General features: G+C 54.3%; 11 protein-coding genes. 9 read left to right on the top strand and 2 right to left on the bottom strand.

The window, feature by feature from the left end:
• Nucleotides 1–221 precede the first annotated feature (221 nt).
• The gene (locus J2125_RS07245) at nt 222–2,684 is read left to right on the top strand and encodes a sensor domain-containing protein (RefSeq protein WP_017801170.1); all 2,463 of its coding nucleotides are present in this window, start codon (nt 222–224) and stop codon (nt 2,682–2,684) included.
• A 36-nt stretch (nt 2,685–2,720) separates the two neighbouring features.
• On the opposite strand, the gene ftnA is transcribed toward J2125_RS07245, so the two are convergent.
• The gene (ftnA, locus tag J2125_RS07240) at nt 2,721–3,233 is read right to left on the bottom strand and encodes a non-heme ferritin (RefSeq protein WP_017801169.1); all 513 of its coding nucleotides are present in this window, start codon (nt 3,231–3,233) and stop codon (nt 2,721–2,723) included.
• Between the two features lie 541 nt (nt 3,234–3,774).
• Between ftnA and J2125_RS07235 the strand changes: the two genes are divergently transcribed.
• Genes J2125_RS07235 through J2125_RS07225 form a run of 3 tightly spaced genes read left to right on the top strand, consistent with a single transcriptional unit; the run spans nt 3,775 to nt 6,042 of the window.
• Nucleotides 3,775–4,446 (top strand): nucleoside recognition domain-containing protein, encoded by a 672-nt coding sequence (locus J2125_RS07235; protein ID WP_026111702.1) that lies wholly within the window; start codon nt 3,775–3,777, stop codon nt 4,444–4,446.
• Complete coding sequence (locus tag J2125_RS07230) at nt 4,436–4,909, top strand: YjiG family protein (protein ID WP_017801167.1); 474 nt, start codon at nt 4,436–4,438, stop codon at nt 4,907–4,909. Before J2125_RS07235 ends, J2125_RS07230 begins: the two co-directional genes overlap by 11 nt.
• Nucleotides 4,910–4,938: 29 nt before the next feature.
• Complete coding sequence (locus J2125_RS07225; RefSeq protein WP_017801166.1) at nt 4,939–6,042, top strand: M20 peptidase aminoacylase family protein; 1,104 nt, start codon at nt 4,939–4,941, stop codon at nt 6,040–6,042.
• Nucleotides 6,043–6,092: 50 nt separating this feature from the next.
• Here J2125_RS07225 and J2125_RS07220 read toward each other — a convergent pair whose 3' ends face one another.
• On the bottom strand, nt 6,093–7,724 hold the full coding sequence (locus J2125_RS07220; protein ID WP_209499477.1) for an ABC transporter ATP-binding protein: 1,632 nt from the start codon (nt 7,722–7,724) through the stop codon (nt 6,093–6,095).
• 286 nt (nt 7,725–8,010) lie between these two features.
• On the opposite strand from J2125_RS07220, the gene J2125_RS07215 reads away from it, so the two are divergent.
• From J2125_RS07215 to J2125_RS07195, 5 genes are all read left to right on the top strand, one after another.
• A complete protein-coding gene (locus J2125_RS07215; RefSeq protein ID WP_017801164.1) occupies nt 8,011–8,517 on the top strand; it encodes a MarR family winged helix-turn-helix transcriptional regulator in 507 nt (168 codons plus the stop codon).
• A 111-nt stretch (nt 8,518–8,628) separates the two neighbouring features.
• Entirely contained in the window at nt 8,629–9,960 is a 1,332-nt protein-coding gene (locus tag J2125_RS07210) for an NAD(P)/FAD-dependent oxidoreductase (RefSeq protein WP_017801163.1), read from the top strand.
• A 58-nt stretch (nt 9,961–10,018) separates the two neighbouring features.
• A complete protein-coding gene (locus tag J2125_RS07205; protein ID WP_017801162.1) occupies nt 10,019–11,683 on the top strand; it encodes a peptide ABC transporter substrate-binding protein in 1,665 nt (554 codons plus the stop codon).
• 21 nt (nt 11,684–11,704) lie between these two features.
• Entirely contained in the window at nt 11,705–12,655 is a 951-nt protein-coding gene (locus tag J2125_RS07200; protein ID WP_017801161.1) for an ABC transporter permease, read from the top strand.
• Between the two features lie 10 nt (nt 12,656–12,665).
• A complete protein-coding gene (locus J2125_RS07195) occupies nt 12,666–13,550 on the top strand; it encodes an ABC transporter permease (protein WP_017801160.1) in 885 nt (294 codons plus the stop codon).
• The last annotated feature ends 18 nt before the right edge of the window (nt 13,551–13,568 follow it).

The raw sequence follows: 13,568 nt of genomic DNA, 5'->3' as shown, positions 1-13,568 counted from the left end.
CGTAAAGCATCGTTTTTGCGGCTGCAGCGCGGTTTGTAGCACAAAATAGCGATGAATATTTTTTCATCAATGCCGATAAATTCCTACACAAACTATGACTGTCGCTGATAGTCACTTGTGGGCATGGGCATTTTCAGTTAATAGCTGGTTAAAACGTTAAAAATTATTGCCGTCTCTTTTTGGTTGCCTTCAACCGGCTCAGCAATCGGGTAAAAAATATAATGAATGAAAACTCTGATGTAATGTATCGGCTGTTGGTACAGAGCGTGGTTGATTACGCCATTTATATGCTAAAGCCAGATGGTACCGTGGCAAACTGGAATGCAGGCGCGCAGCGGGCCAAGGGGTATCTGTCCGAAGAGATTGTCGGCAAACATTTTTCGCTGTTTTACAGCGTGCAGGAGCGGATGGCTTACATCCCGGAAAAAAACCTGCAACAGGCGTTTCGCACCGGACGCTTTGAAGATCAGGGCTGGCGTTATCGCAAAGACGGCAGCGCCTTCTGGGCGAATGTGGTCATCGACGCTATTTACGATGACGCCGGAAAATTAATTGGTTACGCCAAAATCACCCGTGACTGCACGGAAGAGCAGCGCGCCAGGCGTGAGCAGAGTGAGCAGGAGCAGAAGTTTCGCCTGCTGGTGGAAGGGGTCACCGACTACGCCATCTATATGCTGGATCCGCAGGGCCGGGTCGTCAACTGGAACGCCGGTGCGCAACGCGCCAAAGGCTATCTGACGGATGAAATTGTCGGACGCCACTTTTCGGTGTTTTACAGCGCTCAGGATCGTCTGAACAAATTGCCGGAAGTGAATCTGGCTACTGCACTGCGAGTCGGGCGCTTTGAAGATGAAGGCTGGCGTTATCGCAAAGATGGCAGCGCCTTCTGGGCCCATGTGGTGATTGACGCCATCTACGATGACAATCGCAGCCTGATTGGCTACGCCAAAATCACCCGCGATGTCACCGAACGCCGTGAGTACGAGCAGCAGATCCTGCGTGCGCGTGATCTGGCTGAAGCCAACAGCACAGCGATGGATGCACTGTCAAAGTTCCTCGATACCATTATTACCAATATCCCTTCCTGCGTGATCGTCGAGGATGCGATCTCGCGTGAGATTTTGCTGGTGAACAGCAAAGCAGAATCGCTGCTCGGCAGCTCCAAAACGCGTATGCAGGGGAAAAAGCCCCATGAGTGTATGACGGCGGAATTAAGTGACTATTTTAATCGTCTGTCTGATGAAGCATTACGTAGTGAAGGTTTGCATAAAAGTGAGCAATTACTTGCAACCTCCGGCGGCGATCGCATTCTGCATACCCGGGCAGTAATGGCGCGAGGTAGCGATGCGCGCACCCACTATGTATTGCTGATTGCCGATGATGTTACTGACCAGCGCGCCGCTGATGCGCGTATTCACCATATGGCGCATCACGATAATCTCACCAGCCTGCCCAACCGCGTGTTGTTTAGCCAGCGGCTGAATGATGCGCTGCGCCATGATGCGGCCAGCGGCAAGCGGACGGCGGCATTGTGTCTCGATCTGGACAACTTTAAAAACGTTAATGACTCGCTGGGACATCAGATTGGCGACGAACTGCTGCGCGCGGTGGCCAAACGGCTGCGTGGGGTGCTGCGCGATGAAGATACGCTGGCGCGAATTGGCGGCGATGAGTTTGCTATCGTGTTGCCAGCGTTGAGCCATCAGGAAGAGGCTGAAGCGATTGCCATACGCCTGATTGATGTGGTGCGGCCGGTGGTGAATATTGAAGGGCATAATTTAGCCGTCGGGCTAAGTATTGGCGTGGCGCTGGCCTGCGCTGATCTTACAACCCCCGATCATCTGCTGCGCTGCGCCGATATGGCGTTGTATGAAGCCAAGCGTAACGGGCGTAATCGCTATGAGAATTTTACCCTCGAGATGGACAATCTGGCGCGTAAACGGCGTATCGTGGAAAACGATCTGCGAGAGGCGATCACCAGCGGACAGCTGAAGTTGTACTATCAGCCCATCACCAATGCCGAACAGCGCGATATTATTGGCTATGAGGCGCTGATGCGCTGGCACCATCCGTTGCAGGGGCTGATTATGCCCAATGACTTTATCCCGATTGCCGAAGAGACCGGGCTGATTCACAGCCTCGGAGCCTATGCGCTGTATGAAGCCTGTCGTGAAGCGGCGAAGTGGCCTGCGCATCAGACGGTGTCAGTCAATCTTTCGCCGTTGCAGTTTAAAAATAGTGAACTGGTATCGGTGGTAGAAGCTGCACTTAAGGAGTCCGGACTGGAACCGCATCGTCTGGAGCTGGAGATCACCGAGTCGGTGCTGCTGGATGATTCGCTGGGGAATTTGCGCGTGCTGCAACAGCTGAAAGGTCTGGGCGTGCTGATTGCGCTGGATGATTTTGGTACTGGCTACTCTTCGCTGAGCTATCTGCGCTCGTTTCCGTTCGACAAAATCAAAATTGATAAGTCATTTATCAATGATATGCACAAGAGTCGTGAAGCACTGGCGATTATTCGCGCCATTACCGGTATGAGTCGCAGCCTGGATATTCAGATTACCGCCGAAGGGGTGGAGAGCGCCGCACAGTTTGAAAAGCTGAAGGCTGAAGGTTGCACATTGTTCCAGGGCTATCTGTTTGGCCGTCCGCAACCCGCGGAAACCCGGTTAAAGGATTTGTAGTCACAGGGCTGGCCGGGGATCCCCGGCCAGCCGATATCAGGCCGCAGGACCGTGATTTTCGCCGCCCATCTTGCCAAGATCTTTATCAATAAAGAACAGGCCTTCGCCGCTGTTGCCCAGCAATGCCAGTTTATCCAGCACCGATTTAAACAGCTTCTCTTCTTCATGCTGCTCGGAGACATACCACTGCAGGAAATTAAAAGTGGAGTAATCCTGAGAGGTCATGGAGAAGTGCGCCAGCTCATTAATTTTGCTGGTGATCAGTTTTTCATGCTCGTAAGCTTCTTTCAGTACTTCGCCCAGCGAGTTAAATGAGACCGGTGGTGCGGTGATGGTGCCCAGCACCGGCATCGCGCCGGTATCCGCCAGATAGTCAAACAGGCGCTGCATATGCTGCATCTCTTCGCGTGAGTGTTCTCTGAGGAACGCCGCTGCGCCTTCAAAGCCTTTATCACCACACCATGCGCTCATCTGCAGATAAAGATTGGCGGAGTAGAACTCCAGATTCAGCTGGTCATTCAACCGCGCGGTCATTTCATTGGTCAGCATAGCAGCTCCATAAAATTATACAGGGGAATTTATTCTTAATGGTTAAGAGTGAATTATGCATCAGTAAATATAAAAGAGATATATTTTTAACGAAAAAACCACAAATAGATCTGTTGTTTTTAAATATAATTACTTCACTTGTTGAATGCTATTGATTCTCATTTTTGCCTGGATTACGGGTAACCGGCGGCAGACGGGAAAACCGCACGCGGATAAATAAATATATTTAGCGGCGAATTAATATTAATCGCTGGGGGCTATATTTATTTTTCCGCAGAGGATAAGCATAATTTTATTATCAGTCTGGTTATTATTTCAGCACGCCCGTCCATAGTGCCGCTGCCCCATTATCATGCACTAAAATGATCGGCTGATTGCGTGCTTATTGAACGACTAAATATACAGACTGGTTTTTCTGTTTAATAAAACAACAATCGCACGGATTAACCCCATTCTGGCACAGAAGATGCTTTATCCAGTTACAGACAGCAATTATCGACAGACCATTGAGCATTTTTTTATCGCCACAGGGAATAGCATTATGTCAGATGAGAAAGTATTGCCGCAAACTGAGAGCCTGGTCGCCGGGAAAGGGGCTTATCTGGCGTTGATCGCCGCGATTCTGTTTTTCTCCGGACTGTTTTTTAAGGTAGAGGGGATGCAGTGGCTGGGAGCGTTTGATTTCACAACGCTTGGCGGCAGCTTTGGCACCATGAAAGAGGCCGGAAGCAGTACCTTTGTGGGGAGCGGCGGCGTCAGTGCGAAAGCTGGTTTCCTGTTTGCGCTGTCGCTGGTGCCGACGGTGATGCTGGCGCTGGGGCTGCTGGAGATTTTTACCCATTACGGCGCGATTCGTGCCGCACATAAATTATTAACTCCGTTACTAAAACCGTTATTAGGTCTGCCGGGTCGCTGCGGACTGGCGTTAATTACCGATCTGCAAAGTACCGATGCCGGTGCAGCGTTGACCAAAGAGTTATATGACAGTCAGCAGATTAATAAAAAAGATGTGGTGGTAATGGGTGCCTGGCAATATTCCGGCGCCGGACTGATTAATAACTACTTCTCCATCGGTTCGGCGCTGTTTGCCTCCATGACATTGCCGATTATTATTCCGCTGGTGGTGATGTTTGTGCTGAAATTTGTCGGCGCCGCGCTGGTGCGTGCGGTACTGAATAGCGTATATAAAAAGGACTTCAATCATGGCGAATAATAATCCAGCTACTACCAGTAACAATCCATTTGATATTTTTGTGACTGGCGCGCGCAAAGGCTTCCATATCGCCATTAATAATCTGCTGCCCAATGTGCTGATGGCGTATGTGATCGCCGAAGTGCTGAACCTGCTGGGGATTATGGGCTATATCGGCCAGATCTTTGCGCCGGTGATGGGGTTATTTGGTTTACCCGGCGAGGCGATCACCGTACTGTTAACCGCATGGCTCTCGTCATCTGCCGGTACCGGGGTTGCGGTCAGCCTGCTGGCGAAAGGCGTGCTGGCCGGGGGCGATATCACCATTCTTGCCCCGGCGATTTTCCTGATGGGTTCGCAGCTGCAATATATGGGGCGTCTGCTGGGCGTTTCTGATGTACCGAAAAAATACTGGCCGCTGTTAATGCTGACCAGCATCCTGAACGCCGCCATCTCAATGGTGGTAATGCGCTTTTTCGCCTGAGGCCACCACCTCACCAGGAGATAACTTACGTGTCGAATGTTTTACAGCACTATCACTACTTACATGAAATTCCTGAACTGGGTTTTCAGGAGTTCAAAACCTCCGCTTATCTCGCTGCGGCGCTGGAGCAGGCGGGATTTAAGGTCACGCGCAATATTAATCAAACTACCGGCATTGTGGCGGAGCTGGATAGCGGTGTACCCGGCCCGGTGCTGGCGCTGCGCGCCGATATGGATGCTCTTGGTCATGTGATTGATGGTGTTGCCTGCGCGCGCCATACCTGCGGCCATGATGCACACTCATCCGTGGTGCTGACCGCTGCCGAGGAGATTATCCGTCAGGGCATGGTTAAAAAAGGACGCCTGAAAATTCTGTTCCAGCCCGCTGAAGAGCTGGGAGCCGGAGCGCTGGCGATGGTTGAAGGTGGCGCACTGGACGATGTCGACATGCTGCTGGGTTTTCATCTGCGTCCGCTGGAGGAGTGTACGCTCGGCCAGGCGGTGCCAGCGATGATCTACTCGGCATGCAGTACCCTCGAAGCCACCATTAAAGGCGTACCTGCGCATGCCGCCCGCCCGCACCTTGGGGTGAACGCGCTGGATGCGGCGGTGATGGCGGTGCAGGCGGTTAATGCCATCCATCTGGCGCCGGGTTTAAGCTGGAGCGCCAAAGCGACCCGCTTCCTGTGTGATGCCGGGGTAACGAATTCGGTGCCGGATCTGGCGCGCGTCTGCTGGGATCTGCGCAGTCAGAGCAATGCGCCGATGGATGAGCTGAAAGCGAAAGTTATCCGCGCCATTGAACAGAGCGTGGCTGCGCTGGGAGCCAGTGCGGAAGTGGTGGTGCTGAAAGAGATGCCGGCGGCGGAAATTCATCCGGAAATGACCGCGCTGATAAGTGAGTCGATTGTTGAAGTGCTGGGCGCGGCGGGATTAACTGAGGCGAAAACGACGCCGGGCAGCGAAGACTTCTTCCACTATGCGGTACAGCGTCCGCAGGTGAAAGCCGGATTCTGGGGTTTAGGTACCAATCTGACGCCAGGACTGCACCATCCTGAGATGCGTTTTGATCTCAGTTCGCTGGAAATCGGCGTGAAGATTTTTAAAACTGCGGTCAGTAAAGTGCTGGGATAAATCCTCACAGGGCGGCTAACGTCGCCCTGTATTAACACCTGTAAGCCATCTTAGCGGTCACTGCCCGGTATCGCGCTGACCAGTGTTTGCGTATAGCGATGTTGTGGCGCAGTAAACACTGCTTCCGGCGTACCGGTTTCCACCACATCGCCTTTATACAATACCAGAATTTCATCGCAAATCTGGCTGGCGACACGCAGATCGTGAGTAATAAACAGAATCGAGACATGGGTTTTGCGTTGTACTTCAGTCAGTAACGCCAGCACCTGCGCCTGCACCGAGACATCCAGCGCTGAAACCGACTCATCCGCCACCAGCAGCAGCGGATCGAACATCAGCGCCCGCGCAATACCAATTCGCTGGCGCTGGCCACCGGAAAATTCATGCGGATAACGCTCGTAAGCACCGGGTTCCAGCCCGACCAGCGCCAGCAACCGCAGCGCCTTTTGCCGTACTTCAGCGGCGGTCATGCCGCCATGGGTCAGCGGGCCGACCGAAAGAATGGTGCCGATGGTATGGCGCGGATTCAGTGAGGCGAACGGATCCTGAAAGATCATCTGAATCAGCGGGCGCAGCGGACGAAACTCATTTTCCTTAATCGGCACAATATCGCGGCCATCAAAGAAGATCTGCCCGGAATCCGCCGCCAGCAGTTTGACCAGTACGCGGCCCAGTGAAGATTTACCCGAGCCTGATTCGCCCACCACACCGAGGGTTTCCCCTTTGCGCAGCGTAAAGCTGACGTTATTCAGCGCTCTGACCTCGCGGCCACGGCTGAAGAAGCCGCTATTTTTCTGGTAGGTTTTACACAGATCCACCACTTTCAGCACTACCGGTGGATTAACCTGACGCGACCTGGCTGCATTTCTCAGCTGTGGTACTGCATCAAGCAGCTGGCGGGTGTAAGGGTGCGCTGGATCGGTTAACAGCTGGCGCGCCGTGCCCTGTTCAACAATCTGGCCACTGCGCATCACAATAACCCGATCGGCAATCTCTTCGACCACGCCAAAATCATGGGTGATAAACATCACGCTCATCTGTTTACGGCTTTGCAGCGTGCGGATCAGCTGCAAAATTTGCGCCTGGGTGGTGACATCCAGCGCGGTGGTCGGTTCATCGGCAATCAGCACATCGGGATCAAGCGCCAGCGCCATGGCGATCATCACGCGCTGGCGCTGACCGCCTGACAGATTAAACGGGTACTGATGTTGCACACTGGCGGGATCCGGCAAACCCACCTCTTCCAGCAGCGACAGCACTTTCTCCTGACGACTGGCGGCGGTGCCAACATTGTGCGCCGACATCACTTCGGCAATCTGCTTGCCGATGGTCATAATCGGATTCAGCGCCGAAAGCGGATCCTGAAATACCATGGAGATGGTATTGCCTTGCAGGCTGCGCAGCATGGCGGGTGAGGCGGTAAGGATATCCTGGCCGGTTAACACCATTTCACCACGGGTGACGGTTAATGCTGCCGGTAGCAATCCCATGGCGGCATGGGCGGTGACCGATTTTCCGGAACCGGATTCACCAATAATGCACAGGATCTCGCCGGCAATCAGATCAAAAGAGATATCTTCAACGGCACAGGCGCGATCCATTCCTTCAGGCAATGACACCGTTAAATGGCGAACCGACAGTAGCGGCGGCTGATGCAAAGGTTGGGTCTGTTCCATGGTCATTTACCTCTATCCTGGTGGTGACAGAAGAAATACAGGGGGCCGGAAAGTTAAATTATCACCCGCTTATCTGGTGCGATAAGATCGTTTTATTATGGCGGCCATAAATCATAAATTTAACCTGCTGTTCACCATGTAATCACAAAATCGTATGGTAAAACTGGTTGTGACTGTCCACTAATCTGTTAATAATCGATTTGCAGCCACAATTAAGCCATTAATGTTGTTCCCGGCGAATGCCACAGGGGAGCAGCAAGCAAAGAACTCTTATTCTGTGCAAGGTGAAACCATGACGAAAGTGGAAAGTGCGGCAGAAAATAAACCTCCTGACTTTACCGATTTAGGCGGGCTGGAACAGCTGCTAAGTTTCTCTATTCGTTGCCTTAATATTGTCGTTTCACGCGATCTCGACAGAAAACTATCCGGCCTGGATGTGGCGAAAGGAACCGGTAAAATCAGTACCTTACTGATTGTCTCACGCCATCCCGGCATCCGTCCTTCCTGTATTGCTGATCTGATTATGCGCGACCGCTCATCAATGGGCCGACTGATTGATAAAATGGAATTGCAGGGTTTACTGCGGCGCACCGTTGCGCCGGATGATAGTCGATCGCAGGCGTTATATCTTACCGGGCAGGGAAAAAAGCTGGCCAGCAAGGTTATTCTGCTGGCGCAGAAACAGGATGGTGATTTTTTTCACGCCATATCCGCACAGGATAAATCGACGATGATTACTCTCTGTAAAAAAATACTCGCCAGTCATCGTGAGCAGCAGTCCAATTATTTAATCTATTAACGTTATGGCTGGCGATTAATAGTGTTATTAACATTTAATCCACCGCTGGCTAAATAGATCGGTTACTGATTTCATCCTGATAAATAATGCAACCTGGGGAAAAGTCTGCTTATGCCTGGTCCACGTGTGACGCCGGTTTATGGCGATAACGATTTACCTGCAAGCGTTGATGTGGTGGTGATCGGCGGCGGCATTATTGGCGTCTCAACTGCACTGGAGCTGGCGGAGCAGGGCATCCGCGTCGCGCTTTGTGAAAAGGGCCAGATTGGTCATGAACAGTCGAGCCGTAACTGGGGCTGGGTGCGCATCTCGCGTCGCGACCCGCGCGAAGTGGCGTTAATGGCTGAAGCGCTGTCAATCTGGCAAGGCCTTGATCGCCGTATTGAAGCCGATAGCGGCTACACCCGGGCGGGAATTGTGTTTGCCTGTCACGATGAACAGCAACTGCAACAGAATCAGCAGTGGCTGGAGCAGGTCAGGGATTATCCGGTCAGCTCGCAGATGCTGGATGCGGGCCAGTTCCGGCAAAAATTTCCGGGCGCCAGACTGGCAGTGAAAGGTGCATTGTACACACCGGAAGATGGCCGCGCCGAACCGCAGAAAGTGGCGCCAGCGATTGCCGAAGCCGCACGACGTAAAGGCGCTTTTATCCTGACGGAATGTGCAGTGCGCGGCATCGAAACCCAGGCGGGCAAGGTTTCTGCGGTGATCACCGAGCGCGGCGAAATCGCCTGCCAGAGCGTGGTGCTGGCGGGTGGCGCCTGGTCGTCGCTGTTTACCGCGCGCCACGGTATCCGCTTGCCGCAGCTTAAAGTGATGAACTCGGTTATTCGCACCGCACCGCTTAGCGGTGGACCGGAAGAGGCGCTGTGGTGTCATGACTTTGCTATTCGCAAACGTCAGGATGGCGGTTATACCGTGGCGGATGGTCATGCCAATATCGCCGATATTGTCCCTGACTCTTTCCGCTACGCCGCTGATTTCTTCCCGGCGTTGCGCAGTGAATGGCGCGCGTTACGTCTGCGCCTTGGCGCTCGTTTCTTCGATGAAGCGCGCTTCAATCGCAACTGGCGTATGGATCAGGCGTCGCCGTTTGAGTATTGCCGGGTGCTGGATCCGCTGCCGTCATATCCGATGGCCGATGGCGCGCTCAGCAAGCTGCAACGTGATTTTCCGCTATTTCGCGAAGCGAAAATTGCCCAGTACTGGGCGGGTTGTATCGATGTAACGCCGGATGCGGTGCCGGTGATCTCGGCGGTCGACAGCCAGCCCGGTTTTTTTATCGCCACCGGTTTTTCCGGCCACGGTTTTGGCATTGGCCCGGCGGCGGGACGCCTGATGGCGGATCTGGTGCTGGCCCGGCAACCGGTGGTTGATCCCCATGCATTTCGTTTTTCCCGTTTTTCTGATGGCTCAAAAATTCAAATTCTAAGCGGTGTCTGACGGCGCGCGGCGCTGAAGGCAGTTATTCGTTTGATTAAACGTAACCAGAGGAATCCAGATGACCAACAAGTTCAACGACAGGCTGCATCTCTCCCGGCGTCAGGCGCTGGTGTATATGGCGGCGGGCGCGGCTTCGCTGGCGCTGCCCAATCTGTTTGGTATCGGTATGGCGCAGGCGGCGGTGACGCCGCAGCGCAAAGGTCAGATGGTGATTGGCTTTTCTCAGGAGCCAACGGTGTTTAATCCGCATATGCCGCATATTGAAGTGGATGAAGGGATCCACTTCAGTGTGTTTGACCCGCTGTTTGCCATTGATGATAAAGGGGCGTTTATTCCCTCGCTGGCGCTGGAAGTGCCGACGGTGGAGAACGGCGGCATCTCCGCCGATGGCTTACAGTTCCATATTAAACTGCGCGACAAGGTGAAGTGGCATGACGGCAAGCCTTTTACTGCTGAGGATGTGAAGTTCACCCTTGAACTGCTGGTCGATCCTGATTTCCGCAGCTGGCGTAAAACCGGCCATGATCTGGTGCGCGATATTAAAGTGATTTCGCCGACGGAAATCAGCTGGCGGATGGATAAACCTTTCGCCCCTTATCCGGCGATTCTGGCGTCGACCTTTATTGTGCCGCAGCATATTCTCGGCGCGGTAAAAGATAAAAACAGCACGCCATTCAACAATGCGCCGGTCGGCACCGGGCCATTCAAATGGGTGCAGCGCGTGCCGGGCGATCATATCGAACTGGCGGCCAACACCGACTACTTTAAGCCGGGGCCGTACCTTGACCGCGTGGTGTATAAATATATTCCCGACCTCAATGTGATGTATACCCAGTTCGCTTCCGGCGATATTGATGTGGTGGGCTTACAGTGGATTTCCGCCGATCACTACGATGAGGCGAAAAAGCTGCCGGGCAAACAGGTGGATGTCTCTTCAAGCGCCACCATCGAAAACTTTGCCTTTAACCTTGGCCGTCCGCAGTTTCAGGAGCTGGCGGTGCGTCAGGCCATCTACTACGCCATCGATAAACAGACGATTATCGACTCGCTCTATTACGGCCTGCCAAAGCCCACCGAAACCTATATGCCGCTCGGCTCTTATTACTACAATCCGGCGCTGCCAAAACATGAGTTTAACCTCGACAAAGCCAAAGCGTTGCTGGACAGCGCGGGCTGGAAACCGGGCGCCGATGGCATCCGCCAGAAAAATGGCGTGCGCTTAGCGTTTACCAACTCCACCACTGCAGGTAACCACCTGCGCGAACAGACGCAGCAGTTCCTGCAACAGACCTTCCAGGAGATTGGTATGGAGATGAAAATCGCCAACCTGCCACCGGCGGTGATGTGGGGCGAATACTGGATGATGTCGAAATTTGACAGCGTGATTGTCGGCATGAGTTTCCTCACCGGCGCCGATCCTGATACCTCCGACTATCTGCGATCCAGTTCGATCCCGGCGAAAGGCGGCGCAGGACAGAATACTTTCCAGTACCAGAGCGCGCAGGTCGACGATCTGCTGACGCAGGGCAGCAAGCTGTTTGTCCCGGAGGAGCGCAAAGCGGTGTATCTGAAAATTCAGGAAATCGTGCGCCAGGATATGCCGTTTCTGCCCCTGTTCCCGTTTGCCAATGTACGCGGCCATAAGCAGGGCGCCAGCAATGTGATCCCGAACGTCAACGTGCGTATCGACAGCTGGAATGTGGGAACCTGGTATTGGGCGTAACCGCCGCAGGAGAGGACTGATATGCTGAACTTTCTGCTACGACGCTTAGGCCAGAGTGTGGTGCTGCTGTTTCTGGTGTCGCTGATTGGCTTTGCGGCGCTGACGCTGGCCCCCGGCGGCCCGCTGTCGCAATACGCCCTGACGCCCGGGATGAGCCAGCAGGCGCTGGATCGCCTGGCGGAGCAGATGGGGCTGAACCGGCCGCTGCCGGTGCAGTATTTTGACTGGCTAATCCATTTGCTGCGCGGCGACTGGGGACGGTCCTATCGCGATGGTCAGCCGGTGCTGGCGGTGATCTTCTCCCATCTGCCCGCTACCCTGCTGCTGATGGTGACCTCCACCATTCTGGCGATCGGTATTGGCGCCTGGGTAGGGGTTAAAAGCGCGGTCAAACGCTATAGCCTGTTTGATGACGTGGCGACCATGGCGTCGATGATTGCGCTGTCGATTCCCACTTTCTGGTTCGGACTGGTGGCGATCTATTTCTTTGCCCTGAAATTACAGTGGTTCCCGGCGGGCAATATGTACACCATGGGCGACGGCTCGGTGCTGGATGTGCTGCATCATCTGGTGCTGCCGGTGATGGTGCTGACCTTTGTCGATGTGGCGGTATGGAGCCGTTATATGCGCAGCGCCACGCTGGAGACCATCAATCAGGACTTTGTGAAAACCGCGCGCGCCAAAGGTCTGGCGCCGCGCCGGGTACTGCTGCGCCATGTGGTCGGCAACGCGATGCTGCCGATGATTGCGCTGGCCGGTATGCAGCTGCCGACCATTCTGGGCGGCGCGCTGGTGGCGGAAACCGTCTTCACCTGGCCCGGTATGGGACGCCTGTTCCTCGACAGCCTTGGCTACAGTGATTATCCGGTGGTGATGGGGCTGTTGATGTTCTCGGCAATTTTAGTGCTGCTGGGCAATCTGGCGGCAGACATCATTACCGCGCTGGTCGATCCGCGCATCCGTCCCGCTTAAGGAGCTGACTATGGTTGTATCTGGCGTTTTGGCCTCGCCCGCTGGCGCGGCGCGCTGGTGGCAGAACCGTACGCTGCGCCGTTTCCTGCGTCATCGTATGGCCTGCGCCGGCCTGATTCTGATTATCCTGATGGCGCTGGCCTGTGCCTTTGGCCCGCTGCTGCTGCCGTTTGACGATCTGCATATCGATTTGCGCAACCGTTTTGCCCCGCCGCTGACCGGCTGGCATATCCTTGGCAGCGATCCGTTAGGGCGCGATACCCTCGCGCGTCTGCTGATGGCCGGGCGCATTTCACTGCTGGTGGGCTTCTTCTCGATGCTGCTGAGCATCGCCTTTGGCGCGGTCATCGGCATTATTGCCGGTTATTACGGCGGACGGACTGGCAGTGTCTTAATGCGTATTGTCGATGCGTTTCTGTCGTTTCCCAGCGTGTTTCTGCTGCTGGCGCTGGCGGCGTTTCTGAAACCCAGCCCAATGATGATTACGGTGATTATTGCCATAACCAGCTGGATGGAAGTGGCGCGTATTGTCGAGACCGAAGTGCGTTCACTGCGCGAGCGTGAATTTATTCTGGCGGCGAAAATGCTCGGCTTGTCCGGACGCTGGATTATGTTCCGCGAGCTGCTGCCAAACGTGGTCGGGCCGATTATTGTCGCGGCGACGCTGACCGTAGCCCGCGCCATCCTGCTGGAGGCCTATATCAGCTTTCTTGGTTATGGCATTCAGCCGCCATTGCCCAGCTGGGGCAATATGCTGAATGGCGCGCAGCAATATCTGGTGCGCGCACCCTGGCTGGCGCTGGCGCCCGGACTGGCGATTACCCTCGCGGTAACCTGTTTTAACTGTATCGGCGATGGCCTGCGTGATGCACTGGATAGTCGCAGCCAGCAATAGTTCTGGTCACGGGAGTGA

The organism is Winslowiella toletana (assembly GCF_017875465.1).
GTDB classification, from domain to species: Bacteria; Pseudomonadota; Gammaproteobacteria; order Enterobacterales; family Enterobacteriaceae; genus Erwinia; species Erwinia toletana.
This window is presented reverse-complemented; position numbering and strand designations above follow the sequence as displayed.